At 58.6% G+C, this 25,189-nt stretch carries 24 protein-coding genes; 5 read left to right on the top strand and 19 right to left on the bottom strand.

The features are described 5' to 3' along the window. Nucleotides 1–415: 415 nt before the first annotated feature. From qatD to trbB, 17 genes are all read right to left on the bottom strand, one after another. Entirely contained in the window at nt 416–1,180 is a 765-nt protein-coding gene (qatD, locus tag GTW23_RS22095; protein WP_252917510.1) for a Qat anti-phage system TatD family nuclease QatD, read from the bottom strand. Further along, nucleotides 1,177–2,541, bottom strand: coding sequence for a Qat anti-phage system QueC-like protein QatC (qatC, locus tag GTW23_RS22090; RefSeq protein WP_252917509.1), 1,365 nt, complete (start codon nt 2,539–2,541; stop codon nt 1,177–1,179). Before qatC ends, qatD begins: the two co-directional genes overlap by 4 nt. Next, nucleotides 2,538–3,110, bottom strand: coding sequence for a Qat anti-phage system associated protein QatB (gene qatB, locus GTW23_RS22085; protein ID WP_345780644.1), 573 nt, complete (start codon nt 3,108–3,110; stop codon nt 2,538–2,540). The genes qatC and qatB overlap by 4 nt, the downstream gene beginning before the upstream one ends. Before the next feature lie 328 nt (nt 3,111–3,438). Further along, nucleotides 3,439–5,361 (bottom strand): Qat anti-phage system ATPase QatA, encoded by a 1,923-nt coding sequence (gene qatA, locus GTW23_RS22080; RefSeq protein WP_252917507.1) that lies wholly within the window; start codon nt 5,359–5,361, stop codon nt 3,439–3,441. A gap of 372 nt (nt 5,362–5,733) precedes the next feature. After that, entirely contained in the window at nt 5,734–5,859 is a 126-nt protein-coding gene (locus tag GTW23_RS23435) for a hypothetical protein (RefSeq protein WP_267660768.1), read from the bottom strand. 279 nt (nt 5,860–6,138) lie between these two features. Continuing rightward, on the bottom strand, nt 6,139–6,843 hold the full coding sequence (locus tag GTW23_RS22075) for an autoinducer binding domain-containing protein (RefSeq protein WP_252917506.1): 705 nt from the start codon (nt 6,841–6,843) through the stop codon (nt 6,139–6,141). A gap of 80 nt (nt 6,844–6,923) precedes the next feature. Beyond that, nucleotides 6,924–8,228: an IncP-type conjugal transfer protein TrbI gene (gene trbI, locus GTW23_RS22070; RefSeq protein ID WP_252917505.1), complete on the bottom strand. Its 1,305-nt coding sequence runs from the start codon at nt 8,226–8,228 to the stop codon at nt 6,924–6,926. Beyond that, nucleotides 8,225–8,611 (bottom strand): conjugal transfer protein TrbH, encoded by a 387-nt coding sequence (locus GTW23_RS22065; RefSeq protein WP_252917504.1) that lies wholly within the window; start codon nt 8,609–8,611, stop codon nt 8,225–8,227. Before GTW23_RS22065 ends, trbI begins: the two co-directional genes overlap by 4 nt. Before the next feature lie 93 nt (nt 8,612–8,704). Next, the gene (gene trbG / locus GTW23_RS22060; RefSeq protein WP_252917503.1) at nt 8,705–9,529 is read right to left on the bottom strand and encodes a P-type conjugative transfer protein TrbG; all 825 of its coding nucleotides are present in this window, start codon (nt 9,527–9,529) and stop codon (nt 8,705–8,707) included. Nucleotides 9,530–9,549: 20 nt separating this feature from the next. Next, the gene (locus tag GTW23_RS22055) at nt 9,550–10,212 is read right to left on the bottom strand and encodes a conjugal transfer protein TrbF (protein WP_252917502.1); all 663 of its coding nucleotides are present in this window, start codon (nt 10,210–10,212) and stop codon (nt 9,550–9,552) included. A gap of 8 nt (nt 10,213–10,220) precedes the next feature. Continuing rightward, nucleotides 10,221–11,384, bottom strand: a complete 1,164-nt coding sequence (gene trbL / locus GTW23_RS22050) for a P-type conjugative transfer protein TrbL (protein WP_252917501.1) — start codon at nt 11,382–11,384, stop codon at nt 10,221–10,223. Continuing rightward, nucleotides 11,368–11,577 (bottom strand): TrbJ/VirB5 family protein, encoded by a 210-nt coding sequence (locus GTW23_RS22045; RefSeq protein ID WP_252917500.1) that lies wholly within the window; start codon nt 11,575–11,577, stop codon nt 11,368–11,370. The genes trbL and GTW23_RS22045 overlap by 17 nt, the downstream gene beginning before the upstream one ends. Continuing rightward, entirely contained in the window at nt 11,574–12,374 is an 801-nt protein-coding gene (gene trbJ, locus GTW23_RS22040) for a P-type conjugative transfer protein TrbJ (RefSeq protein ID WP_252917499.1), read from the bottom strand. The genes GTW23_RS22045 and trbJ overlap by 4 nt, the downstream gene beginning before the upstream one ends. Beyond that, nucleotides 12,346–14,790, bottom strand: a complete 2,445-nt coding sequence (locus tag GTW23_RS22035; protein WP_252917498.1) for a conjugal transfer protein TrbE — start codon at nt 14,788–14,790, stop codon at nt 12,346–12,348. Before GTW23_RS22035 ends, trbJ begins: the two co-directional genes overlap by 29 nt. Nucleotides 14,791–14,796: 6 nt before the next feature. Beyond that, nucleotides 14,797–15,096 (bottom strand): conjugal transfer protein TrbD, encoded by a 300-nt coding sequence (locus tag GTW23_RS22030; protein ID WP_252917497.1) that lies wholly within the window; start codon nt 15,094–15,096, stop codon nt 14,797–14,799. Next, nucleotides 15,089–15,463 carry a TrbC/VirB2 family protein gene (locus GTW23_RS22025; protein WP_267660771.1) on the bottom strand — a complete coding sequence of 125 codons (375 nt, stop codon included), beginning with the start codon at nt 15,461–15,463 and terminating at the stop codon, nt 15,089–15,091. Before GTW23_RS22025 ends, GTW23_RS22030 begins: the two co-directional genes overlap by 8 nt. Continuing rightward, nucleotides 15,453–16,424 (bottom strand): P-type conjugative transfer ATPase TrbB, encoded by a 972-nt coding sequence (gene trbB / locus GTW23_RS22020; RefSeq protein ID WP_252917496.1) that lies wholly within the window; start codon nt 16,422–16,424, stop codon nt 15,453–15,455. Before trbB ends, GTW23_RS22025 begins: the two co-directional genes overlap by 11 nt. Before the next feature lie 545 nt (nt 16,425–16,969). Between trbB and repA the strand changes: the two genes are divergently transcribed. The 3 genes from repA to repC all read left to right on the top strand — a co-directional run bounded on the left by repA (nt 16,970) and on the right by repC (nt 20,728). Beyond that, on the top strand, nt 16,970–18,145 hold the full coding sequence (gene repA, locus GTW23_RS22015; RefSeq protein WP_425602799.1) for a plasmid partitioning protein RepA: 1,176 nt from the start codon (nt 16,970–16,972) through the stop codon (nt 18,143–18,145). A gap of 78 nt (nt 18,146–18,223) precedes the next feature. Beyond that, nucleotides 18,224–19,219, top strand: a complete 996-nt coding sequence (repB, locus tag GTW23_RS22010; protein WP_252917494.1) for a plasmid partitioning protein RepB — start codon at nt 18,224–18,226, stop codon at nt 19,217–19,219. Nucleotides 19,220–19,411: 192 nt separating this feature from the next. Next, nucleotides 19,412–20,728 carry a plasmid replication protein RepC gene (repC, locus tag GTW23_RS22005; protein ID WP_252917493.1) on the top strand — a complete coding sequence of 439 codons (1,317 nt, stop codon included), beginning with the start codon at nt 19,412–19,414 and terminating at the stop codon, nt 20,726–20,728. 240 nt (nt 20,729–20,968) lie between these two features. On the opposite strand, the gene fic is transcribed toward repC, so the two are convergent. Next, a complete protein-coding gene (gene fic, locus GTW23_RS22000; RefSeq protein WP_252917617.1) occupies nt 20,969–22,072 on the bottom strand; it encodes a protein adenylyltransferase Fic in 1,104 nt (367 codons plus the stop codon). A gap of 256 nt (nt 22,073–22,328) precedes the next feature. Then, nucleotides 22,329–23,459 carry a site-specific integrase gene (locus tag GTW23_RS21995; RefSeq protein ID WP_252917616.1) on the bottom strand — a complete coding sequence of 377 codons (1,131 nt, stop codon included), beginning with the start codon at nt 23,457–23,459 and terminating at the stop codon, nt 22,329–22,331. A gap of 125 nt (nt 23,460–23,584) precedes the next feature. Between GTW23_RS21995 and GTW23_RS21990 the strand changes: the two genes are divergently transcribed. Next, the gene (locus tag GTW23_RS21990) at nt 23,585–24,538 is read left to right on the top strand and encodes a DUF1403 family protein (RefSeq protein ID WP_252917492.1); all 954 of its coding nucleotides are present in this window, start codon (nt 23,585–23,587) and stop codon (nt 24,536–24,538) included. Nucleotides 24,539–24,540: 2 nt separating this feature from the next. After that, a partial coding sequence (gene scpB, locus GTW23_RS21985; RefSeq protein WP_252917491.1) for an SMC-Scp complex subunit ScpB occupies nt 24,541–25,189 on the top strand: 649 nt, incomplete at its 3' end.

Here is a 25,189-nt window from a genome sequence, read left to right as displayed (position 1 = left end):
TGCCCCGCTCAAGTCTGAACGTTAGTGGATTGACCCAAACGGAAGAGTCCGAATTGGGATTCCCATCTGGTTTCGTCTGTCCGGATCTCTGTCATACGCACGGGATTGCCATGATTGTTTCGGCTTCGAACCACTATAGGCTTAAAGTGCTATCTCCGATCGGGACGCTGCCCAGAGTTGTCGCCGCGATCTGTGCCGAGCGCATCACACCCTGACCTGCTGGCGCTACTGACATATGATCGGCTTAAAGGCAGATTCGCGCCTCCATCTCGGACATTCGAGGGTTTGGATTCTGGTGCCGAAAGCGGTCATTTCTGCACCGCATGCGCCCTTTCTCCCAGAACCTCGTGCGCAAAACGTCAGTCAAAAACGATCCAGTTTGCGGGGACCTGAGCATTAGCGTTGAGCCCTATCGTTACGACGCTTCGTGAGAGACAACCGATGCAAAGTTACGCGTAATTTTGCTCTGCATATTGGAAATTTCGGTTGCGAACAACTCGGAAAGCAGGCTCACGGTATAGGCAACGTCGCCTGCGAGTACAGGTTTGTTTTGGTCCTCGACGAATGGGCCGTCCGTCTCTGTTAGTATCCGGTCCATCGGTAATGATCTTATGAGCTTGCGGCCGCGTTCGTTCCGAAACATGGCGCGGTTGACGGAAAAATAGCAGCCGAGTTCCACAGCTCGCTCCGCCTCTGGAAGTGTGCCGCCGAACCAGTGAAGGACGGCACGACCGGAGCCGCCTGAAAAATGCCTCTCGAGGAGGTCCAGAACCTTGGAGGCCGTTCGCACGCTGTGGATAGACAGAATCTTGTTTCCGTGATCGTTGGAAAGCTTGAGGATGTGCGTGAACACCTCCGTCTGCTTGTCCAAGCTCTTGTAGAATTGGGGCCCTGCATCGAGCCCGATCTCCCCCACGTACCGGGTTTCGTTCAGCAACGCATCGAACAGCGGCATTTCGTTCCACCGGTCTTCGACCAGGTGAGGGTGCAGGCCAAGTGCTACCCGCACGAACTCCTTACCCTTCGCCAGCTGCATGTTGCGGCGAAAAGCTTTCGGGGTTGTCGTAACCGCGAGTGTCGCCGTCCGGGACATCTCACATCTGGATATCGCGTTCTCCAGATCGGGGTAGAGGTCGAGGTGGCAGTGAAAATCGACATAGCGTGGAGCGGAAACCATCATTCGGGTCTGGCTTTCACCGGCTCAAGGAGCGCCCCGACCTCGTCAATTCCTCTCCGAAACACGTCAACATAGGCGTCGATTTCGCCCGGCGCATCGTTCAAAGGGCCAGGGATGCGAGCGAGCGTGCTAGCTGCTTTCGGGTCTGATTTGAGCTTGGAGATCATGAGTTGGAAGGAGCGTACATGTTCGCCTTCGGCGCGGCGAGTATTAAGGACGTGGTCGGATAAATCCGGCAGCGTGTACAGTGTCGGATCGGGGCTACCGAGACCCGCGTTTAAGGATGCCCGCCTGATAAGGCAAGGCACGCACGTTCCGCAATGACGCGGGGATAGCCTTTTGTGGCGAGCTTTGGCGGGGGAAGAGCAAGACATCGAGTATTCAACTACCGTGCGCAAGAACGAAAGGTCCCGGCATTCCGCAACCATCTCGCCCTTCGTTTTGTGACGATAGGGGTTCACCAGTGTCACCGGTATGCTGAGATTTCCAAGGAGATCATTTATTCTGGCCATGTAGAATGGGTGTGTCGTTCTTGTGCTCAGAGCGCCCAACCGTAACGGGTCGAGCGGGACATTGAGGCCGATCAACCCGTTTTCAGGCACGCTTAGCTCAATTTGCCTGTTTAGCGCCGATGCCGCCAGTGTTGCGAGCCCGAAAAACAACAGGGAACGGCCCCTTTGGCTGTCCTCTTTCTCGCCGGTTTGAGCGTGGTTCTTGTCGAAGCCTAGTCGGACACGCATCGAGCGGATCTCTTTCGTCGGGAACTTCTCCCCGATGGAATGCAGCAAGGCTTTCTGTGCTTTGCTGGTCTCCGAATCCCAATAGTGGCTGACCAGGAGTGGGTTACTTCCGGCCGAAAGCATGTCGATAGCCCCAATGAGGCTATCCAAACCGCCCGAAAAAAGTGAGACGGTATCGAACGTTGTTAGATCGAGCTCCTCGGGGGTCGCGACGAGTTTTTCGAAGCCCGCTGGTCTCGCTCTGAAAAGCAGCCTCCAGTGATCACCCGTCAGGAAACGCAGTGTTCGAGCGAGTAGCCCGGATTGTGCAGTCCACAACGCGACATCGGCTACCGGTATCGTGACGTCCAGTTCGCGTGTCCATCCGTTCTGTGCGTTCCGAGCTCTCGAAACCGTGGTGTCAGCCGCGGTGACCATGGCCGCGAAGATCACGAAATCAACAGCGCTTTCGCTTGGCTTCAGACCGAGCGAGTGAAGCATCGCGAGTGCATCTCCAATACCGAAGTTGAGGCTTCCGAACGTATCGACAAACTGGATATCGCAGATCTCCGCATCCCTCTGGATGACTGGGACTGAAGTGTTGTCGCCATCTCCGAGCCGCCCGATGAAATGGAAACGCCTCATGACGCATCTCCAAATGCTTCAACCAGAGAAAAAGCCCCTTCATAGATCGTTGTTACGAACCGGTCGATTTCGGTTCGCGGAATGCTGCTCAACGTGCGACCTGTCGCGCTGAAGGCGTCATTCACCTTGCCCTGAATGAAGTCGTGAAGAGTGTTCTGGATCGTCTGAATGGCGGATACGTCAGACGGTAACGTGACTGCCCCGTTGCCGAGCTCATTGAAGAGTTTCGCCTCGATCGAGCGGGAAATCGTCCCGAGAAAAATCGCTTCCAGCGCGGCCGGCGTCAGGGCGTCGAACGCTATATCGTCTCCGGCGGCCAGCTCTGCAGCGGTCTCAAGGACCGCGTCCCGTGCAATTGCCTCGTCTATGGTGCCGCCGTCCGGACAGAGCACGTCCGTGAGGGCGATGAAGACCTCGCTCACAGGTGAACCCGCCAGATTCTCGAGATTGAAGGGGCGAAGAGCCTCGCGCGCTCCATCCTCGGCAAACACCCCGACAACCTGTCCGATACCTGCGGCGGCGCGGCGCGAGGGGCCCATCGCGCGTGACGCGGACGAAGAGCCGCCCATTGCGCGAACGTATCTTGAGGCTGCCCGTCCCAGGCCTTGTCGGGTGCCGCCTCCGCCGGACCCCGAAGCCGCCCGCGAAAACGCCGACCTGGCAGCAATCAGAGGCTCTCCTGCCGTGGCCGGTGGGAGGGGGGGCAACACCCGCGGCGGCTGGGGAGGTGTAGGGATTTGGGGAGGTTGCGTCGGATTGCTCGGTTGCCCGGGTTGCGGAGGATTCGGAGCAGGCGCCGCCGGCTGCGGGTTTGGCGGAGCGGTCGGACTCGGATCGTCGACCCACGTGGGTGTAAGCGCCCGTTTCGAACCCTTGTTTTTACCTGAAGTGCCCATGCTACCGCTTCCCTACCTTAGAGCTGGAAAGTTCAAGGGTTGCGACCTTGTTCAGCACGTCATTGGCCGACTGCTCCGACCATTTCTTGAGGAGTTCCTTGAATTTCGGTGCTTGAGATACGCCCACTGCCGCTCCCCAGCCGGTGACCACCCACGCGCCGACCGTCGCTGTGGGCAGTCGGTCTAGCAGGGTGAGAAGTGCGTCTCGCAATTCGGGCCGAGCCGAGCAGAGAGTTGCGAGGCCATCTGCGGCAGCGGGGCGCGAGTTAAGGTTCTCGGCATTCGTGATTTTTGCGGAAAGAGCATGAAATACACGCTCTGCGTCCACAGCTGTAAGAGCCAAGAGCGATGCTCTTGGCTCGGACTTGGCACCTAGACTGGTCGCGGACAGCCGTTCGACGAGTTCTTCGATAGGCCCAGCCGCGATTGCGTTTGCCATCGCCGTCCGTCTGTCCCTGCTTACGAAGAAATAAGGACGCAGGTCCACGTCAGAGAGCGAAACCTTAATGCGACCCCACCGCTTAGCCCACTCGAGGTTTGGCCAGTCCTGGACGAGTTTGCTGCCCGACGGTTCTGTTGCTTTGGTACTAGACTTGCTGCCTGTCTTGGGTTTCGAAGTTGTCGCTGCTCTGCCTTCAAGCTCGGCTATGATTTTTGACTTGCCGTCTACGTCAAGGTCGAGAGCGATGGCGTCGAAGACCTCTGGTGCGAAACGTTCGGCTAGCATGAGTTTAGCGAGCACCGGCATCCGCAGGTCGCCGCGGAACCCGCGTTCTTCGGCGATCGTGAGGCGCAGATCGAGTGTATTTACAAAACGTTTGATCTGCCTTGGGTTTCCGCGTGCACCATCGGTGAGTACCGGTGTGATCTCTGTTGCGAGTTGGAGTGCTGTCTCTACTTGGGGCGGTAGGGATCCCAAAGCCTTTTCGATCGTGCCACGGTCAAATCCCGTATCCAACCAAGGGCGTCTCAGCGCATTGCGGGCAACAGGTATCAGGCGCCGAAAATCCACATCAGACAGGCCTTCCGTCAGTGATATCAGTAGCGTGAGGTAGATGCGCGTTTCGACGGAACCCAGTGCAGGCATCCGAAACGGAACCTGGATGAGCTTTTCCAGATAGTTCCGCGCATAACTGCCGGGCGCGGACGTGACGGGCAAGTCCGGGAAATGGTGTCTGACAGAATACTCGATCATCCCCTCGTCAGCTGCGATGACAAACGCGGCTCGGGGAACAAAAAGGAAAAGACGGACCGCCTCGAGCGTAGCAATCGCAGTTCGCGGAAGGCAGCGGTCGAGGTCGTCAATTAGAACGATCAGCCGATCGATATCGGCAAGGTTCAGCAGGTCCTCGAAATCCTTGCGGAACGCGTGCATCCTCTGTGGCGCCGTGTCCGATTCCCCGGATTTTATATGCGCCGCCGCACCATCCAACACTTTGGTGAACGTTTCGCCGGTGAGAGCCTTCGTGGGATCCGAGAGCAGGCCCTTGGCAGCATCTCCGATACCCTTGACAAGGTCAGGACTGGGAATTCCTGTTGTGAACGTCAAAGCCGCGCCTCCAACCGTTCGCGCGACCTTGAACCAGTTGACGTTCTTCAGGACTTCGGCGGCTTTCTCCTTTACTTTAGTGGAAACGGACCGTTTTGCGACTAGCGCGGCGACAATCGTTTCGATGAGCACGGCTTTGGCGTCGTCGTAGCCTTCGAAAAGCCAGCCGTTGAACCTAACGCAAAGGGTCCGATCATCACTGCTAAACGCCTCCTCGATCATGAGCAGCGCGCTGGATTTGCCAGCCCCCCAGTCTCCGTGAAGCCCAATGGTCAGCGGTTCCTGCGACTTTTCCTGTATTAGCTTGACCACCGTCTTCGCGATGGGCTCGTAATACAAATAATCAACGGCAGTTTCGTTATCAGCAATTATCATTGAATAAGACTTTGAAGGTGGAAATAGGCGCCGCGGGCGGTATTGGCAGGGCCGTATTCCCTGTCGAATAGATTCCCGATGTTGAAGTCCATCAATTTGGCTATATTGAAACCAGGCGCCACCGCTGCGCCGTAGGCTTCGATGACTGTGGAAATCGTTGCAAGTATCGTTCTCAATATATGCCCCCCCTGATGTTTGAGATTCTATTGATTGTACGGAAACTTTGGCTGCAATCAAATGGAGTATAGAACAATAACGATCCCCAGGCCCGGATCGGATGGGTTTGAATGGCTCGGGCGTTGCCTACGAACCGGGCTGTTGGCAGAGCTGAAGCCCGTAAGCGGACTTCGCCCATCCGGACGGCATCCCTAACTAGGGGGTGGCCGACAGAATTGGCAAGAGCCGGAAGGTCTCGTGCCCGAAGTGGCGCAGGTTCATGTCATCGATCAGGCGTTGCTGAAGCGGGCTGATCGCGGGCGTGTTTGATTGGTTGTGCATGTCAGGCTCCTTGTTGAAGAAACCCTCCATGGTCTGCCTGCGGCAACCGCCGTCCAATCCGCCTGCGGTAGACGGTCAAAGCACCTCAGCCGCCACGCGCACCCTCTCGCGCAGCGGGTTCGTTCCCCGGCCCCAATCTTGCCGTTCGTGAAATCGACTGTGTAGACTGGTCTCCGCCCAACATTCCAATTCGAGACTCAATGAATCAGGCCCGTTTGTCCGCATTGCGGTCATCCAAACATTGCTTGCGTGGGGGGTCGAAGCGTTAGAGCCAGACCGCTAGATCAACCCCAACCGGATCGCGATCGAGGCGGCTTGCCGGCTGTTTGTCGCGCCAAGCTTTCGCGTTGCCTCATCGAGATAGGAACGCACGGATCGATATCCTATCCCGACCGTTTCTGCGATGTCCGGCATCGACATGCCGTCTGCGAACCAGCGCAGGCATTCAGCCTCGCGCGGTGAAAGGCGGATGTCTGAAGCCAGGGCAGCATCCTGGGTCGCCGAGGCGAGATGGGAATGGACAAATGCCACCGCCATCGCTGCGGTGACGGGATCGGGATCCTCGTCGATGCACACCATCGACTTACCGGAGGCCAGTGTGAATACCATCCTGTTCTTGAAGCCGACAGGAACCGAGACCGACAGACCTGAGCGGATTCCGAACCTATCCGCATCCTTGTAGAATTGCCTTACATCGAGCCTTCCAATTCGTCTGGCTTCGTCCGCCGACCACTGAAAAATCGGCGGCCCATGCTTGGCCCTGGTGACGACTGGATCAACTCGAATGTAGTTTTTCTGGACGTAGTGCTCCTGCCATTCCCTGGGATAGTTCGACACAGCAAAGCTCTCTTGCCCACGGAGATGCAGGTAAGCGAAATAGTCGAAGCCGGCGCCCTCGGCGAAATCCCGCAAGGCGCGCCGCGCCGCCCGCTCCTCAAGGGGCAATGAAAGCATATCGATCAATTGCAGGAGGAGCTCGTTCAAGATGACAAAATTCCGGCATGGTGGTGAGCTGCGGAAACAAGCTCCGCCACGTTGAGGTATGAGGGTTTCCGACCTCAGATTCATTGATAGGCTTTTGGGAAAACGATGTCCTGATCGACCAGGACGTTGAACCGATAGCCCGGCCTGATTTCGAGCATGGGCTGGACATTGAGGTTTTTCGACACGGTTTCCTGCGAGATCTGTCCGAAGGTTTCGGCAAAGGACCGCCTGGCAGCATCCGCGGCGCTGTCCGTCGTCGTCGCGGTGCTGGTGTCTTTCGGGAGCAGCATGTCCGTCCCTGCGCCAATCAGGGCGACGAGGATCGCCGAGCCAAATGTCTGGAGATAGTGGTTGTTGACCTTGTCGTTGAACCCGCCATAGCCGGCGGCATCGGTGCCAGCCATGCCGTCGATCTGCAGCGTTGATCCGTTTGGAAAGATGATATCGGTCCAGACGACGAGCACCCGGTTTTGCCCGAACGATACATCGGAATCGTAGCGCCCGAACAGCTTTGCCCCTTGCGGGATGAGCAGTCGCCGGCCGGTCGCGCTGTCGTAGACGTTTTGCGATACCTGGGCAGTGATGCGGCCGGGAAGATCGGAGTTGACACCGGTGACGAGCGTCGCCGGAATGACTGATCCCCGTTTGAGTTCAAATGGTGACATTTGCGGAACAACCGAATTCGGCAGGTAGCCGAGATCAGCGATATCCTGGTTGAAAAACTGCGCCTTCCCAACCTGCCCGTTCGGATCGGTATTCTGTCCACCAAAACCGGCCTGCAACGCAGTGCCATATAGATCCATCGCACTGCCTGAAGTTCCTGCAGGCGATGCGGACTGTTGTGATGCTGCGACCGGCGTCGCATTCTCGTTATTGAGGCCTTTGAGATTGACGGCTGTCGGCGAATTGGCCGCGGCTTCCTCGGCCTGAATGCTTGCCATCTGCTGGCGGTGATATTCGCGGAGCATCTGTTCTTCCTGCTCGCGCTCAAGCCGGGCGCGCCACACGGCCTCAGGCTCGAGGGCTGGGGTTTGCGGCGTTGGTGTCTTCTGAAAATTCTGGTCGGGTGGAGTGAACGGGTTACGCGTAGGTTCTTCTCTTTCGACCGCTGGCGTCGGTTGCATCGAAATGACCTTCGGCTCGCCGATGATCCCGTCGGGTACGCCCTGTTTGAGCCTTTCGGCATCATTGGAGGCTGGTTGCGACGACGACGTGTCGATCTGCCGGTCCCCGAAATGCAATCCCCTTGAGGATAGGCCAAAGAAAATCGCCGCCAGAAAGACCACGACGAGGATGATCGCAACGATGATCGGCACACGATTCAATCTGCGAATTCTTGGCCCACTCTCGGCACCGGCGCCACCAAGCTTCAGCGATTGTGTCATGACCTGCCCGCCGATCTCCGCTGCATGACGGACAAGGGACTTGCGGGTACCGCTCCGTTCGCACCGGTCGTACCGAGTGTGTACATCCGGGTGAGCTCGACCTTCAAGGTCGAGATACGCGCAAGCACACCGTCTGCGAACGGATCGATGCTATAGGCCAGCGGTTCGACTGCCGCTTGAGTGGTCGCCTGGTCGGTCACAACGGCATAACCTTTTTCCCGCAAGGACGTCTCGAGCGCCGGGCCGAACACGATGTCATTGCCGCGGAGTGCAATGGTTGTGCTTCCGGGTCCAATATGCTCCGCGAGCTGCTCCACCATGTCCGCGGCAATCGAGCTTGCGGCTTCGGTTGAGAGTTCGGCGGTGACTGCGCTTTGAATCAATCCCGGGCCCCCCTTTGTCTGGCAAGCTGCCAGCAGGACAAGGCAAAGGAAGGCGGCGGAAAAACGAACATAAGAGAGGAGTTTCGACATCCCCTACCCTCCCCGCCGGATTTTGATCTTCTGCCGCTGGCGCCCGACGCCCGAGACGAGGATCGCTCGATCGATATTGTAGTCGACCACCATCATTGTTCCCTTCATCCGGTAGTTGACGATCCGGTTATTGCCGCCGGAGACGACGAACAGTACCGGTGCATCCTGACCGGAAAGCGAAGACGGAAACTGGATGAAGGTCTTCATGCCGTCGCTATAGATTCGGGTCGGCCGCCAGCGCGCGGACCCGCTGACATGGAAAGAGAAGTCGAGCTGGTCGGCGGGAACGCCGGCGCCGGGAACGACGCTCGCTTCGATCCGTGCGTTGATCTCGGCGAAGCGTGCATTGATGTCCTCGGGGTAGTCGAAGCCGACACGGGCCATGTACTGGGTCGGATGAGACTTGAGCTGGATGTGATAGGTCCTCCGCGAGGTGGTCACGACCATCGACGTCATGAGCCCGGCCTCGGCAGGTTTGACGATCAGATGCACTGCCTGTCCGTTCGGCGCTCCGGATGTTGCCGGATCGACCTTCCACCGTACCGTGTCGCCGACAAGGACGTCCCGAACGATCTCGCCGGCCTGAAGTTCGATATCGCAGACCTGTAACGGCGAGCAGACGACCGAGGGTTGGACCTCGCCATAGAGGAAGATCACCTTCCCGTCCGGCCCTCGCGTTACAACGCCCCGGCTGTGCTGCCACTGTCCAGAAAGCTGTGTCCCGCGGGCTTCATTGTTGCTGAGTGGCTCAGCGGAAACCGGCAAGCTTGAGGCTGCGGCGATAACGCCAGCGCAAAGCGTGATGGCGGGGGGCATGTTTTTCTTCATGTTGCTATCCTTGCGCGCGCTCACAACTGCGCTGTCCAGTCAAAATCCTTGAGGTAGAGGCCGATGGGGTTCAGCCGTATGACCGCCTCGTCCTGTGGCGGGGTCAACGCCACCGTGGCGACGCCTCGGAACCGCCTGGTACTGATCTCCTTGCCCTTGCGGTCCCGCTCATATTCCGTCCAATCGATCTGGTAGCTCTGGTGGGAAAGCGGCACGATGTTGGTGACCTCGATGGCAACTGTCTTCGATCTTGCCCTGTCGAACGGCGAGTTGTTGCGGAACCAGGCATTCACCTTCTCGGTCGCCGGGTCCGATGATCTCAGCAGCGCATAAGTGCGGTCGATGTATTGCTTCTGCACTATCGCGTCGGGTGTGACCGAGCGAAAGTTCGATACGAAACTTCCAAGCGTCGCACGTACTACCCTGGCGTCGGCATATTCGATCTGCTGCGGAAACCCGATGGTCGCGGCGGTCCCGAGCTTGTCGACTTCCACGATGTAGGGAACAAGCTTGACCTGAGTGCTTTGATAAAGCGCGTAGGAGAACCCGATCACCGCCATGAACATGCCGGTGATACCGACGATCCGCCAGGCAGCCGCCGCCTTGACATAGGAGCCGTAACGCTCGTTCCATTCCTGACGTGCGGCGAGATAGGGGTTTTCGGGGGGATGTGTTTTGGCCATGGTCTCTGTCACGCTTTCTCGTCACGGTTCGGGCTCGGGCCAGGACGACCCTGACCTTGATCGAGCTTGGCGTTGGCAAGACCAAGCGTCGACGCGCCCCAGGTGCCGGGCACCCCGATCGCCTTGTCACGCGAAGCAGATGCAACGGCACCTCCAGCCGCGCCGACACCGCTTGCCATGCCCTTGAGTGCGGCCGCACCGAACGAGCTGCCGCCGGTGCGGGCATTGGAATAGGCCGCGGCCCCTGCCCTCGCCCCGCCCGTGGCGAGCGCAGCTCCTCCGGCGGCAAAGCTCGCGGCCTGCCCGCCATGGCGTATGGCTTCCATGCCGCCCGTTACGGAAACGCCCTGCACCATACCCTGCACAATGTTCGGCACATACATGGCGATGACGAACACCACGACAGAGATGCCGGCGATCGCCAGCGTCGAGAGGAATTCGTCGCTGTTTGATGGCGTATTGGCGAGGCCGATCAGGACTTCAGAGCCAATCCTCGCGATCATCACGAGCGCCATCAGTTTCATGCCAACGGAGAAAGCGTAGACGAGATACCGGACCGAAAAATCTTTCGTGTAGCTCGACCCGCCGAGCCCGAGCATGATCATGCCGGCGAGCAGTCCGACATACATTTCCGCCATGACGGCAACGAAGATTGCCGCAACCAGGCTGAAAGTGATGACCACGACCACCATTGCGAAGACAGCGGCGATCGCCAGAGCGTTATCCTCGAACAGGCCGAACTGGGCCTTGGCTGACATGGCACTTGCCACCTGCAGACCGGCATTGAAGACATTGGCGGGCGATGCAGAACCGCCGCCGGCGCCGATCTGGTACAGGCTGTCAACCACGGCCTTTGCAAAGTCGGGCCCTTGCTCAAGTATGAAAACGAAGAGGCCGATGAACATGATGCGGCGGACAAGCTCCGCAAACCAGGTGTCGAGCGAGGCCGCCGAGATCGCCAGCCACACCGCCGCGATCCCGACCTCGATGCCAGCGAGGATCCAGAAGAGCGACCGCGCCGCGTTCAGGATTGTGCTCTGCCATCCCTGGGCAGCACTTGCGATCTCGTTCTCTAGATCGGTCAGTAGCGCGCCTTCTTGGGCAAACGCGGGCCCTGCAAACAGGGCGAGCGCGAGCGCAGCTGCAAAGAAGGCCTTAGTTTTCCGCCTCATCGCCCTCACCTTCATCTGTCTTCCAGCACGGACGCATCTCCTGCCCGCCCGTCGTGTTGAATATCTGTGGTGCCGGCGCTGATGTGCTGACATGCGAAGTGGGATCGGAGGGCATCACGATCTGCCAAACAACAATTCCGCCGATTCCGATAACTGTGAGGACGATCGCCATGAAAATGATGGACCTGTTCACCAGCGCGGCTCCATTTTCTGTCCGCCCGAGGTGGAGGGCGCGGTTGAATTGAAGAATTCCTCGCGACGGTTCTGGGCGAGATCTTTGGCCGCTTGTTCGGACTGATACCAGGTGCCCATCATCGTCACCTGCTGGGAGACGAGTCCCCGCAGTTTCTGGGCCTGAGCGACCTGTTGGGCCGCAATCTGGTGGCCGAGCTGAAGCGCTTGCATTTGACCGACCGCGTTTTGGGACATCGACCGCAACTGGCTCATCGTCGCTTCCTCGGAGCTGAACTGGTCCGCGGTTAGACCTGCAGCCTTGAGCGTTGCGGCAATCGTGTCGCGATTGGTGTCCGACCAGGTCTGATAATTTGCGGAAAACGTCTCGCCGCTGGTGAGCCCCGACTTGAAATCGGCAAAACTTTGGAAACGCTGCCGAAGCACATCGTCAGCATTGCCCATTGAGAAAGCAATCGACTGACCCTGATTGACGAGGCCGCGTAGCCTGTTGAGATCGCTTTCCACCTGACCCCAGACCTGGTTCGGAAGCGTCAGCGTGTTCTGGAGCATGTTTTCGTAGATCTTCAGCTGGTTCTGGATCTGCTCCGCCAACTGCGTGATCTGCGTCACCTGATTGCCGATCTGCTCGGTCGACTGCCCGACGAGACTGACAAGCTCGGTATTGTTCAGGATCTGCGTCCATTCGGTCGCCCCGCCCGTCACGGTGCCGGCATCGGCATGAACGATCGGCAACCACGCGGCCACCGTCAGAGCCGCGACGGCTATTTTAGTCGATCGAGAGAATGCGTTTCGCATTGTCCACTCCCCTTGTCCGCAACCAGTGTATGGACCATTCCGGTCCATGCTGTTGGCTGAGTTCATTGATGTGCTTGAGATCTTGCCTGCCCGACGCACCGATAAAGGCGAGCGCGACGGGTCCAAGTGTCATGTCGAACAGACGCCGCCCTTCTGGAGACGCGACGTAGTATTCCCGCTTCGGAATGGCGGTTGCGACGATCTCGATCTGCCGCTCGTTAAAGCCGATCCGTTCGTAGAATTCGCGGGTTCCGGATTCACGCGCGGCGCCATTCGGCAGGCATATCTTGGTCGGACAGCTTTCCTTGAGCACGTCGATTATACCGGACTGCTCGGCATCCGAGATCGACTGTGTGGCGAGAACGACGGCGCAGTTGGCCTTTCGCAGGACCTTGAGCCATTCCCTGATCTTGTCACGGAACGTTGCGTGGCCGAGCATCAGCCAGGCCTCATCAAGGATGATCAGGCTTGGGTTCCCGGTCAGGCGCTTCTCGATCCTGCGGAAGAGATAGAGAAGGACGGGGACGAGATTGCGCTCGCCCATATTCATGAGTTCCTCGACCTCGAAGGTCTGGAACATCCCAAGCGTCAGCCCGTCTTGCTCGGCATCTAGGAGCTGTCCCATCGGACCGTCGACCGTGTAATGATGCAAAGCCGTCTTGATCTCACGCATCTGAACACCGCTCACGAAGTCCGAGAGAGATCGGCCGCGCGCCTGGGCCATCAGGGCTATCTGACGAGCGATCGCGTTGCGATGGTCGGGTGTGATTGTCACGCCCTGCATGGAAACAAGCGTTTCGACCCATTCGGCTGCCCATGCCCGGTCCCCGTCGGTCGAAAGCTCGGCCAGCGGGCAGAATGCGAGCGCACCCTCCCCTGCCCCGATCTCGTAGTGATCGCCGCCGGCGGCCTTGGTCAGCGGGTAGAGCGACTTGCCTTTATCAAAGGCGAAGATTTGGGCCCCATCATACCGCCGGAACTGTGCCGCGATCAGCGCCAGCAGGGTCGACTTGCCCGACCCCGTCGGCCCGAAGATCAGCGTATGGCCGACATCGTCGACATGCAGGTTCAACCGGAAGGGAGACGAGCCGCTGGCGACCTGCATCAGCGGCGGGGCATTGGGACGATAGAACGGGCATGTGGCGGTCGCACTGCCCGCCCATACGGAATTGACCGGAATGAGGTCGGCGAGATTGCTTGTGTTTATGAGAGGTTCGCGGACATTGGCATAGGTATTGCCGGGCAGGCTGCCGAGATAGGCCTCGGTGGCATTGAGCGTCTCGATACGGGCGCCGAAGCCTTCTGCCTGGATGAGCCGTCGGACAGCCTCCGCTTGACCGCGCAGACGAGCTTCGTCGGTGTCGAACATGACGATGACCGGCGTGTAATAGCCATAGGCGACAAGCTGCGACGAGGCGGCGGCGATCGCGTCCTCGGTTTCGGCCACCATCTTCATGGCGTCCTGATCGACCGAGCTGCTTTGGGTCTGGAAGAGCTGGTCGAAGAATGGCCGGACTTTCTGCTGCCACTTCTTGCGCGTGCGCTCGAGCTTCTGGCGTGCCTCCTGATCGTCGAGAAACATGAAACGGCTCGACCATCGATAGGTGAGCGGCATCAGGTCGAGTGAATTGAGGATCCCCGGCCAGCTCTCGGCCGGGAATCCATCAATAGCAACCACAGTCAGATAGGTGCCATCGACCATCGGGGAAAGCCCATGATGGAACTCGGCGGTGACCAGCCAGTCGAGATACATCGGGATCGCCGGCAGGCGGACGGGGTAGTTCTCACCGAGGATACAGAAGCGGATGAACTGGAAGAGCTCGTCATAGCGCGCCTCGCTTCCTGTCTGAGGATCGCTAACTGTGCGTGTCACCATGCGCCGGATCGAAAGCACGTTGCCGAGATACTGCTCGACCTCACGGATCGAGGTCTGGAACAAATTGAGGACGCGGTTCGCATAGGTCTCCGATCGGCTTGCCTCGTCGGAAAAGACGTACCGCGCCATGGTCGACCGGCGCGGTTCCGGCGGTCGATAGGTCAGAACAAGGGCGTGCTGGCTCTCGTAGTGGCCGCGCTCCGCCTCGAAATGTGCGCGACGCTCTTCGTCGATCGCCCGTGTGACAGGATCTGGGAAGTGGCAGGCGTTCCGTGCCGGATAGGCCGTCGTCGGAACGCGGACCGCCTCGACCTGAATCATCCAGCCGGTCCCGAGCCGCGAAAGGACCGCGTTGATCTGGCGCGACACCTCGTTGCGCTCGACATTGGTCGAGCTTTCCGAATCCGGCCCCGCAAAATACCAGCCCGCCATCAGTGAGCCGTCCTTCAGCAGGATAATCCCGTCGGCGACCAGGCCTGCATAGGGCAACAGGTCGGAAAACGACGGTTTTGAGTTTCGGAATTGCTTGAGCGCTACCATGAGAGGTCAGTACCTCCGCCATGGCGAAGATGTCGGCCGGTAGGCCGGCCGATAGCCGATGTGGCGCAGATAGACCTGCCGCATCATCGGATCGGCCTTGGCCATAATCCGGAGGATCTCGACAACGGCGATCCAGATCGCAATGCCCAGCATTACCGAGAACCAGGTCAGCACCACGAAGATGAGAATGACCGTGGCGAGCCCGGTCAGAAGCACGAGTTCGCGGTCGGCGCCCATCAGATGGTTCGGCCGCGACAATGCGCGATGGATGGGCGAGCGGGAAAGGGGTGCGCCGGCTTCAGCCATCAGTCCCCTCCCCTCGCCCGCCCGGGGTCACCTGATCTGGGAGGCCGATCGAGGCGCCCGATGCGCCGAACAGTCCGACGATCTGGGTCGCGCCAAGCAGAATACCGGCGACAAGCACGACATACATCAGCCGTCGCGCGAAGTCGTTGAGTTCGCCGCCGAAGATCAGCATGCCGCCGGCGACAGCGACAGCGGCGAGCGCGATAAAGCCGGCAACCGGGCCGGTAATAGATTCCTGGATCTGCTGGAGCGGCCCCTCCCATGGGAGGCCACCACCAGAACTTGCGAGGGCTGGAGAAGCGACTGCAATGCAAAGCACGGCAACTATGGCTCCCATCGAGGCGTTTCGGCGGAAATTATGCGGCATGGCTGTCCTCGTCGGTCTGGGAATTGTGGTCTGTTTCGTAGGTCGTCCCGTCGAAACCGTTGACGCGCATCACGTCGCGGACCCGCCGGCCGGTTGCCGTTCGTTCAATGGAGACGACGAGATCGACAGCTTCACCGATCACTTCCCGCATCGGCTGCTGGCTCACCTCGGCGGTCAGCTGCTCGAGGCGGCGCAGCGCGGAATGGGCGGTGTTGGCGTGTATGGTGGTGATCCCGCCTGGGTGGCCTGTGTTCCAAGCCTTGAGGAGCGTCAGCGCGGCGCCGTCGCGCACCTCACCCACGATGATGCGGTCTGGCCGGAGCCGCATCGTGCTTTTTAGAAGCCGCGCCATGTCGGTGCTGTCGGTCGTGTGCAGGCAAACTGCGTTCTCTGCCGCGCACTGGATCTCGGCCGTGTCTTCCAGAATGAGCAACCGATGCGATGGAGCAGACTGGACGATTTCGGCGATGACTGCGTTGGCCAATGTCGTCTTGCCTGTCCCCGTTCCACCGGAGACCACAATGTTCAGCCGTTCCTGAATGGCGCGTCGAATGAGGCTTGCTTGAAGCCCGGTCATCACGCCGCTGCTGACATAGTCCGCAAGCGGGATCAGACGGGATGCGCACCGGCGGATCGTAAAGCTGGGCGCACTCACCACCGGGGGAAGTAGTCCCTCGAACCGATGCCCGCCGATCGGCAGTTCGCCAGAAATAATAGGCCGTTCGTCATCCGCCTCTGTCTGCAGGGCGTGTGCAACGCTGCCGATGATGATCTCGGCCGCGCCCACCTGCAGCTCGCCAATCCTTGCCATCCCCTCTCCGAGCCGCTCGACAAACAGCCGTCCGTTCGGGTTGAGCATGATTTCAACGACATCGTCGTTCTCGAGTGCCGCGCAGATCACATCACCCAACGCTTCACGCAGTTTGCGGACCAGCCTGGAATGGGAGGAATTCGTGCTCATCGATCCACTCCAATTGGCGAATTTTGGTGCCGCTCGGCACGGCCAAATCCTGTTTGCATCGCATCCACCGTTGCTACTTGCGGGTGAGTTGCGGTTTTGATCGAATGAGAGGAACCGGTCACCCCGGCAGATCTGCCGGGGTGGTTAGATGAGTGTTCGCGCGGTATCCGCTGAGCGGGGCTTGAGTTCGACTCAGATCACTGAGTCGGGGTGATAATCGGCGGGATTGGGCTGGAACTTGCGCTCTACATAGTTTTCGAACGACGGCATGCGAAGTCGCCCCGGCAGATGTGCCGGGACAGCAAATATCCAAAAAGGCATTCGTGGCGTCAAATAAGTATCGGAAAACACTGGATAAATTCTGCTTTTCTAGAGAATCTGAAGGCCGATGGTTTGGCCCGTGTTAAGAGACCGTTAACCAAAAACCGCTTGCGCCAGAACCGGAATCGCCCATAGTAATAACGCTTTCCCGCATGTTGCTTGGGAAAAAGCGTTATTTCGATGGAAGTGAGATGTTGGTGTCAATAGTCGATGAGCAAAATGCGATGGATTTCGACGAGGAGATCATCCAGCAGGGTGAATTGATCTCCGATCGTCTGAATATGCTCCGTCTCGAGCAGTACCCGCCTGACGCGCAAAAGGGTCTGCGCTTGTTCTCGTTGGCCGAGGTTGCAGACTTCATTGGCGTTACCCAGAACCACGTGAAAAAATTGCACTTGGATGGGAAAGGTCCTGTTCCAACGGTCTCATCGTCGGGGAGGCGCTCCTACACCGCAGAACAAATGCTGGAGTTGCGCGAGTATCTCGATAAGCACGGACGTAGCGGCGTGAAGGACTATGTCCCACGTCGACGTGAGGGTGACCATTTGCAGGTCATCTCTGTGGTCAATTTCAAGGGTGGATCTGGTAAGACGACCACCACAGCCCATCTGGCACAGTATCTGGCTCTTACGGGGCACCGTGTTCTTGCTATTGATCTCGATCCGCAAGCATCGCTCACTGCTCTTCATGGCGTTCAACCCGAGCTCGATAAGAATCCTTCCCTTTTCGACGCTTTGCGATACGACAACGAACGCTGTTCGATTAAAGAAGTCATTCGTACTACCAATTTTCCCGGATTGGATATCGTCCCGGCGAACTTGGAGCTCCAAGAGTACGAATACGAAACGCCACTTGCCGCATCTGATCGGAGCTCACCTGAGGGTCGGCTTTTTTTCACGCGCATCTCCAATGCGCTAAAAGAGGTTGATGACCGCTATGATATCGTCGTTATCGATTGTCCGCCTCAATTGGGATATCTCACACTGACGGCGCTTACGGCTTCGACGGGCGTTCTCATCACTGTGCATCCGCAAATGCTCGACATCATGAGCATGAGCCAATTCCTGCTTATGCTCGGGGGCATTCTGCAATCGATTAAAGGAGTTGGTGCCAAGGTTCGACTTGATTGGTTTAGATACCTCGTGACTCGCTACGAGGCGACAGACGGGCCCCAAGCGCAGATGGTGGGCTTCATGCAGGCAATGTTTGGTAAGAGAATGCTGAACAACCAGATGGTCAAGTCAACCGCAATCTCCGATGCGGGCATAACCAAGCAGACGGTCTATGAGGTCGAGCGAGCGTTGTTCGTTCGCTCGACCTATGACCGGGCCATTGAGTCCCTCAATGCAGTGAACGGAGAAATAACTTCTCTCATCCACTCGGCATGGAGGCGCAAATGAAGGCCATTTTGACAGCCGTGCAGATTGCGGAAAAAAGGTTAGAGAACAATACGATATCTCCCATTTTAGGTGAATGTCATGGCTAGAAAGCACCTGCTTGCGAATATTGGAGATCGTCCGGCAAAACCCGTCGAGCAGGACGGAGTGGCGGAATCGCGTGTGGAATATGCGCGCCGCGGCGCTTCACGATCTATGATGCAGTCCCTCGACGACCTTGCTGAGAGCTCGATGCGCGTTCTGGAAGGCGACATTGTGGTATCGCTGGATCCAGATAAACTCGACCCCTCCCCTTATGCGGATAGAATTGGCGAAGACGAAGAAAAGGACGGCGAACTCCTACAGGCCATCAAAAATGCCGGACAGCATTCTCCTGTTCTGGTTCGGCCGCATCCCCAGACAAGCGGCCGCTACATTGTAGTATTCGGCCACCGGCGAGTTAGGGTGGCCCGAAAGCTTGGGCAGGAAGTTCGAGCCGTCATCAAGCCGCTTGAAGATATTGCCCACGTCATCGCTCAGGGTCAGGAGAACTCAGCCAGGGACGATCTGAGCTTCATCGAGAAGGCGCTTTATGCACGGCGCTTGCTCGAGTCCGGAATCGACAAGGCTACCATCAAGACAGCTTTGACGATTGACGACACTTTGCTTTCTCGAATGCTCTCCGTCGCTGATGTTGTGCCAGAAGCCGTCCTCGAGGCGCTCGGCGCCGCGAAGGGTGTTGGCCGGGACCGTTGGGAAGAACTGAAGAAACTCGTTCAAATGCCGACAAATGCTGAAACGGCGCTGGAGCTGGTTCAGAGTGAGGCATTCGTTGAGGCAGAGGGTAGCCAACAATTCACGGTCCTTATCGATGGCCTCAAGTCTTCTCGAACAAAGAAGGCCAAGCCGAAGCAGGCGACGGAAAAGGTGTGGAGTCTGTCCGAAGCTGCCGTCAAAGTGACGACAAAGGATAGCGGCCGGACCTTCACTCTTGCCTTGAAATCCAAGGATGCATCTCAGTTTGGCGCGTTCCTCTCGGGACAATTGAAGCGCCTTTACGAAGAATTTCAGCAAAACAAAGAGGAGGGCGGTGAGTGAATCAACGGCCGTAAACGGGCGGCCATGGCAGAAATTGGCAAAGAAAAAGGCCACCGAAATCGCTTCCGGAAGCCCTCTCTTAGTGTGGTAGCTAGAGAATCGCACTTCCCGGAATCACAGTCAAGGCTCTTTTGAGTCGTGAGCGCCGTTTCGGCGAGCAGTTTTCTATTGCCTAGTAATAGGTGAAAGAAAATGCAAACGCATATCTCCACGACGCCCTTTGGGCGGCGGCCGATGACGCTTGGCCAAATGGCAAGTCAAGTCACCGCGAAATCCATACCCGAAGGGGCAACGGTCGAGAAGTGGAAGGTCTTCCGCTCGATTCGTGAAGCTCGAGACCTTCTGGGCGCCACCGACCGATCCCTAGCCATTCTCAACGCGCTCCTGTCGTTCCATCGAGAGAGCGAGCTGTCGGGCGACGGAACGCTGGTCGTTTGGCCGTCGAATGAACAACTCATGGCACGCGCGAATGGTATGCCGCCCACGACGCTGCGCCGGCACCTGGCCGTCCTCGTCGATTGCGGACTGATCATTCGCAGAGACAGCCCGAATGGAAAGCGTTTCGCGCGCAAGGGCCGGGGAGGAGAGATCGAACAGGCCTATGGCTTCGACCTCTCGCCGATCGTGGCCCGCGCCGAGGAGTTCGAGCAACTCGCGGAAGCGGTTCAGGCCGAGAAGAAAGCCTTCAAGGTCTCCAAGGAACGCCTGACACTGCTTCGTCGGGATGTTGTGAAGATGATCGACGCCGGCATTGAGGAGGGCGTTCCAGGCAATTGGGGCCGTATTGGTCAGATCTACCAGGAGATTATTGCACGGCTTCCTCGCACGGCACCACGCCAAGTCGTCGAAAGCCTTTGTGACGAACTCCAGGAGTTGTGGACCGAGGTGCATGAGATACTGGAATTGTTTACGAAAACACAGAATATGGACGCCAATGAGTCCCAATCTGAACGCCACATACAGAATTCAAAACCAAACTCTATATTTGAATCTGAACATGGCTCTGAAAAAAAGAATGAAGCGGGCGGCAACGCCCAGGAAAACGACAACCTGCGGAGCTTGCCGAAGCGGGAGCTGCCCTTGGGGATCGTGCTTGACGCTTGCCCGGACCTGATGGATTTGGCTCAGGGTGGTCGAATACGCCACTGGAGTGATTTTTTGGCGGCCGTAGAGGTGGCCCGGCCGATGCTGGGGGTCAGTCCGAGTGCGTGGCGAGAAGCTTGCGAAGCCATGGGCGAAGTTCAGGCGGCGATCACGCTGGCGGCGATCTTGCAGCGGTCCGATCAGATCAACAGCGCTGGCGGATATCTGCGCAGCCTCACCGACAAGGCGAGAGAGGGGCATTTCTCGACCTGGCCGATGGTGATGGCCCTACTGCGGACCAAGCTGGATGCAGACAAGGCGGCAGCCACGACCGATAGGGAGCCGCCAAACGGCAACAAGGGCGGGGAAGGACAGTATAAGGTCTCGGAAGCGCTTCTGAAATCCCTAAACAAGCCCAGATCGTGATGATGAGCGCTTTGGCTATTGCTGCATTGGCTGTGGTTTCAGCATCGATCAGGCGGGAACGGCGCGCTCGGTCGATAAGGTTCTTGACAAAAGAGGGCGACTATTCCGAGCTACCCGCTGTGTCCACTCACGAAAGCACCCAAGCTGACCAGAGATTTCGCGATAGGTGAGATCCGGATTGGACGCATGAAATTCCCCGCATCCAGCGTCATCTCAGGTGCTGCCTGGCGTTCGGGCGTTTCATTGGTTGTGCCGAGCCGGGCGTTGCTCGCTCAGGAGCGCAAGTAGCGCCGGATTGATGTAGAGATTTTCCCGGCCCGCCTTCATTTCCTGCAGCAGGCCCAGTTCGGTGAGGGACTTGAGATAGACCGACGCTGCCTGTCGCTTTGCGATGCCCGCTGTCACGAGATCCCCGATCCGGCAATAAGGGTTCACGAAGATTACCTCGGCCAACTCGCGCGAGTAGATTTTGGGTAGATCGCGTCGGATATGCTCCGCGGTTTGATCCAGCAGGTCGCGGATGGCGCGAATTCGCGCTGTCGACCAATTTGCCGTTTCGCGTACGGCTTCCAGCATGTAGAGGATCCAGTCCTCCCACGCCTCCTGAGTTGTGACGGCCAGGAGTCGATCATAGTAGGCGCGTTTGTTGCCGATGATGTAACGGCTCAGATAGAGTATCGGGATGTCCAGCAGGCCTTTGTCTACGAGGAAGAGCAGATTCAGTACCCGTCCTGTCCGGCCATTGCCGTCGATGAAGGGGTGGATCGCCTCGAACTGGTAGTGCATCACAGCGAGCCGGATCAGCGGGTCGATTTCCTCGACTTCATGAATGTAGCGCTCCCAGTTTGCGAGTTTGTCGCGCAGAAGTGCCTGACCCTCGGGGGGCGTGTAAATTACTGAACCCGTTGCCTCGTTCATCAACGCTGTTCCTGGCGTTGCGCGGATATCCAGTTCGAAGCCTTTGATGGTCTGACAGACAGTGATCGCCGTTGACGCCGATACAGGCCGCTGCTTGAGCGTCTGAAAGCCCTCGCTGAGGGCTGTGCGATAGCGTAATGCTTCCTTCGTCGCAGGATCAGCGTGATTGCCGGCTTCGTTGGCGAAGCGGAATAGCCTGTCGGTCGTAGTGACGATGTTTTCTATCTCCGAGCTCGCCTGCGCCTCAAGTAGTGGGATCGAGTTGATCAGTACGGCCTGGTTGGGAATGAGCTGGCCTGATATGCGAAGCTCGGCCAGTGCTGCACGGGCCTCGATACAGGCTTTCAGGACTGCCTTTGTCTCAACATCTTGGTGCGGGGGAAGGGGAGGGAGGTCATTGTAGGGGCGATCCGGGCGAAACGACATGTCGATCAATCCTTCTTCGATCGACATGTCGGGGGGATATGTCGTCGGTGTCGACATATGGCAAATTAGTGTCGATGGAATTCTAATCTATCGACATAAGCTAAGGGCGACAAGCCGGTTGTCCAGATGCCGAGGTAATCAGCATACACTGGACGCCAGAGCGGACATCCAATCAAAAACGTCGGATTTTCCGTTCAGGATGGACAGAGCTCCGTTCTCTCGCTTCCCTCGGTGGGATTAACCCGGGAGGAGGCTTCTACAGCCCCGCAGCCTTAGTCAGGTTGATGCGGAACCGATCACGCCGTCGCTGATACTTGCGGGTCATTTCAGCTGATGCGTGGCCAAGTTGTTTTTGAACATAGCGCTCGTCGACCTCCGCCGAAGAGGCAAGCCCGGCCCGCAGCGAATGACCGGCAAACAGCTTCTCCCGATCACGTTCCGATAGATCTCCACGTACGCCCGCGGCCTGCGCCGTCCTTTTGACCAGGCGCGCCACTTCCTGGTCATTGAGCCGATCCGGCCCGACATTTTTTCCCTTACCGGTGACGCGGCGGAACAGTGGGCCCCTGGCGAGCTTTGCGAACTTGATCCAGGTCTCAACTGCAGTAACCGGGCAGGTGGCGTCTGCCGAGCCGCGCCCGACCTCAACCTCGCGCCAGCCGGTCTTGCCGCGCAGCGAGATCAACAGTCCTTTGTCGAGGATCTCGATCCAGCCGCGCCCGTCCTCGGTTTGGTCGCGCCCGAGATCGAGACCGGTGATTTCCGAGCGACGCAAGCCGCCGGCAAACCCGATCAGTAGCATCGCTCGATCCCGGAGACCGCGCAGGGTTCCCCGGTCCAGCGTCTCCAGCATGGCGATCAGGTCTTCTGGTAACAGCGCTTCCTTCTGCCGCGGCGGGGCAGCGTGCGTGTTGCGGATGCCGGCCATGACGGTGGCGATGGCGCGATCCTTGCGATCGAGCACCATGCCGCGCTGGGTACAATTCCAGCTGATGGCCGAGAGACGCCGCTCGATGGTCGAGACGCTGTTGGGTTTTACGCCGCGCTCGGCCGCCCCGGACGCACAAGCGGTGATGTAGAGACCGACAACTTCTGGATCCGGGGGGAGGGGGGAAAGATTCTGGCGGCGACACCAGGCGGTAAAATACTTCCAATCGCTGGAATAGGCGCGGCGCGTGTTGGCGGAAGACGCCGCCTCGACATAGGTGCGGGCGCGATCGGTCAGGTCGCGGAGATGCGCCGGCACGCCACCAGTCTCCGGAGGAGGGGAGGGAAGACCGGCCGGCATCTCGGTCGCAGAAACATCACCAAAAACCGCCGTGCTGTCAGACGGCGCGGAAGGCTCCTGGGGGCCATTTTCGGTGTTTTGCTCGCTGATTTGGGCCATTCCCTCTATAAAGAGCAAAATGAACGATAATGCAATCTTATCATTCATAAAAAGATCACGGCAAGCAGTGCGGAAAAAAGTGAAAACGGTAGCTTAAACCGCACGTCTGGTGTAGCGTCATCGATATGGATTCGTTGCCGCCCGTACTCTCGTCAATACCGATTCGACGGTTCAGCCTGCCGGGCTGGTCGCAAGCGCGCGGGCGCGATGTATCTGAGGCGGATGCAGCCTTTGCCGCCGGCATCGCCCTGAAATCACTTGACGATCTGGTTCGGCTGGATCCCGTCTGGGTAGGGTGCTGGCGGTCCCGGCAGGCGCTCAAATGTGCATCCGTCGCCGCCCGACTGATGGGCCGAACCGAGGGCGAACACGCGTTGCGTGACGCGGTCTTGCTGACTGCCCCGGGTGATGATCCTGGACCCGCCGGAAAGCTGTTTCTCGCCATGCAGAAGGTGTCTGGACGAACCGGTGGCGTCACCACGACCTTTGTCAAAGAGCTCGCAGACTTACTGGCACTCGGATGGGATGAGGACCTTGCGGCGATTCCCGATCTGGTCGATGCTGCGCTTCAGTCCGGACGGGCGGCGCCTTTCGCAGTGGCGGACCTGATAACGGCGATTTCTGCCGTTCGCCCGGACGCTGAAGTGCTGGCTTCTATGCTGGCCGATAATGTCCTGGCGCAAAAACTGGGCTGGCCAAAACCTGTCCCGCTTTTGCTGTCGGAACGTTATGGTTCTGCCTTCCGGACAATCGGAGGCAGGGGACGAGTCCGCCCCGCCGAACCCGCATTCGCGGGGGCGCTTTGTTTGGCTCTGGTCGAAGGCACCAATTCGACGCTGCGATCGGCCGGCGAGATCCACCGCCGTGCGGAAAAACTTCTTGCCGTAGCGCCGAAGGTGCGCACCAAAGGAGCTGAGCCGGTGATCCAGGCACTGCTCAATGAGGATGCGATTGCGGCCTCGGCGCGTGGCAGCAACCTGTCCCGTTGGGCCGCGACCCGCCTGTTCGAGCGACTTCAGAGTTTTGGCGCCGCGCGCGAGCTGTCTGGCCGATCGTCGTTCCGGATTTATGGATTGTGACGATGACCGGAGCCCCAGCAGTAAAACTATCCCAAAAAAGAGCGAACGGTGCAGCCGAACGGCTGCTTGATCGGGAGTTAGGGGATCTGCCGGCGGAATTGCGGTGGCGGGAATGGATGATGCGGGTCGAGGCAGTGATCTTTGCCTCAGCGGAGCCAGTGACGCGCGAGACTCTGGCGCGCGTCGTCGGCAAGGATTGTAGCATTGACTTACTCATTGATGATCTGCGCGAGGAACTTCGTTCCAGGCCCTATGAGCTGGTTTCGGTCGCCGGCGGCTGGCAGCACCGAACCCGTTCGGTTTATGCGCCTGCGATCCGAGCCACCTTCGTGCCGACGCGCTCGGCCGCCGCGGTGCTGTCCGAGCTTGAGTCGATGGTGCTGATGGCAATTGCCTATTTCCAGCCGGTAACGAGGAGCGAGCTCTCGAAGATTTTTGGCAAGGAGGTCAGCCGTGATCTGATCGGATCGCTGCGCGGCGCGGGGTTTGTTTCGTCCGGGCCGCGCAGTCCGACGCCTGGCGCACCCTATTCCTACGTAACAACGAAACACTTCCTCTCGGCATTTGGGTTGGAGACCCTGCGCGACTTGCCCGACATGGAGGCGCTAGAGGATGCGGGGTTGCTGAGCCGCCAGACTGTTCAGAATGAAC

This window comes from Parahoeflea alexandrii, from assembly GCF_024105735.1.
In the GTDB taxonomy this organism is placed as follows: Bacteria; Pseudomonadota; Alphaproteobacteria; order Rhizobiales; family Rhizobiaceae; genus Hoeflea; species Hoeflea alexandrii.
The sequence above is the reverse complement of the archived record's forward strand: the minus strand, read 5'-3'. Positions and strand labels throughout refer to the sequence as shown.

Coding starts and splice junctions, on each gene's coding strand:
- GTW23_RS22030 (WP_252917497.1), bottom strand. CDS start 15,096: ATGGCTGAAGCCGGCGCACCCCTTTCCCGCTCGCCCATCCATCGCGCA.
- GTW23_RS21995 (WP_252917616.1), bottom strand. CDS start 23,459: ATGGCCCAAATCAGCGAGCAAAACACCGAAAATGGCCCCCAGGAGCCT.
- fic (WP_252917617.1), bottom strand. CDS start 22,072: ATGTCGTTTCGCCCGGATCGCCCCTACAATGACCTCCCTCCCCTTCCC.
- qatD (WP_252917510.1), bottom strand. CDS start 1,180: ATGATGGTTTCCGCTCCACGCTATGTCGATTTTCACTGCCACCTCGAC.
- repC (WP_252917493.1), top strand. CDS start 19,412: ATGCAAACGCATATCTCCACGACGCCCTTTGGGCGGCGGCCGATGACG.
- trbJ (WP_252917499.1), bottom strand. CDS start 12,374: ATGCGAAACGCATTCTCTCGATCGACTAAAATAGCCGTCGCGGCTCTG.
- GTW23_RS23435 (WP_267660768.1), bottom strand. CDS start 5,859: ATGCACAACCAATCAAACACGCCCGCGATCAGCCCGCTTCAGCAACGC.
- trbG (WP_252917503.1), bottom strand. CDS start 9,529: ATGAAGAAAAACATGCCCCCCGCCATCACGCTTTGCGCTGGCGTTATC.
- GTW23_RS22025 (WP_267660771.1), bottom strand. CDS start 15,463: ATGCCGCATAATTTCCGCCGAAACGCCTCGATGGGAGCCATAGTTGCC.
- qatA (WP_252917507.1), bottom strand. CDS start 5,361: ATGATAATTGCTGATAACGAAACTGCCGTTGATTATTTGTATTACGAG.
- qatC (WP_252917509.1), bottom strand. CDS start 2,541: ATGAGGCGTTTCCATTTCATCGGGCGGCTCGGAGATGGCGACAACACT.
- GTW23_RS22035 (WP_252917498.1), bottom strand. CDS start 14,790: ATGGTAGCGCTCAAGCAATTCCGAAACTCAAAACCGTCGTTTTCCGAC.
- GTW23_RS22055 (WP_252917502.1), bottom strand. CDS start 10,212: ATGGCCAAAACACATCCCCCCGAAAACCCCTATCTCGCCGCACGTCAG.
- repA (WP_425602799.1), top strand. CDS start 16,970: ATGGATTTCGACGAGGAGATCATCCAGCAGGGTGAATTGATCTCCGAT.
- repB (WP_252917494.1), top strand. CDS start 18,224: ATGGCTAGAAAGCACCTGCTTGCGAATATTGGAGATCGTCCGGCAAAA.
- trbL (WP_252917501.1), bottom strand. CDS start 11,384: ATGAGGCGGAAAACTAAGGCCTTCTTTGCAGCTGCGCTCGCGCTCGCC.
- trbI (WP_252917505.1), bottom strand. CDS start 8,228: ATGACACAATCGCTGAAGCTTGGTGGCGCCGGTGCCGAGAGTGGGCCA.
- qatB (WP_345780644.1), bottom strand. CDS start 3,110: ATGGGCGGCTCTTCGTCCGCGTCACGCGCGATGGGCCCCTCGCGCCGC.
- GTW23_RS21990 (WP_252917492.1), top strand. CDS start 23,585: ATGGATTCGTTGCCGCCCGTACTCTCGTCAATACCGATTCGACGGTTC.
- trbB (WP_252917496.1), bottom strand. CDS start 16,424: ATGAGCACGAATTCCTCCCATTCCAGGCTGGTCCGCAAACTGCGTGAA.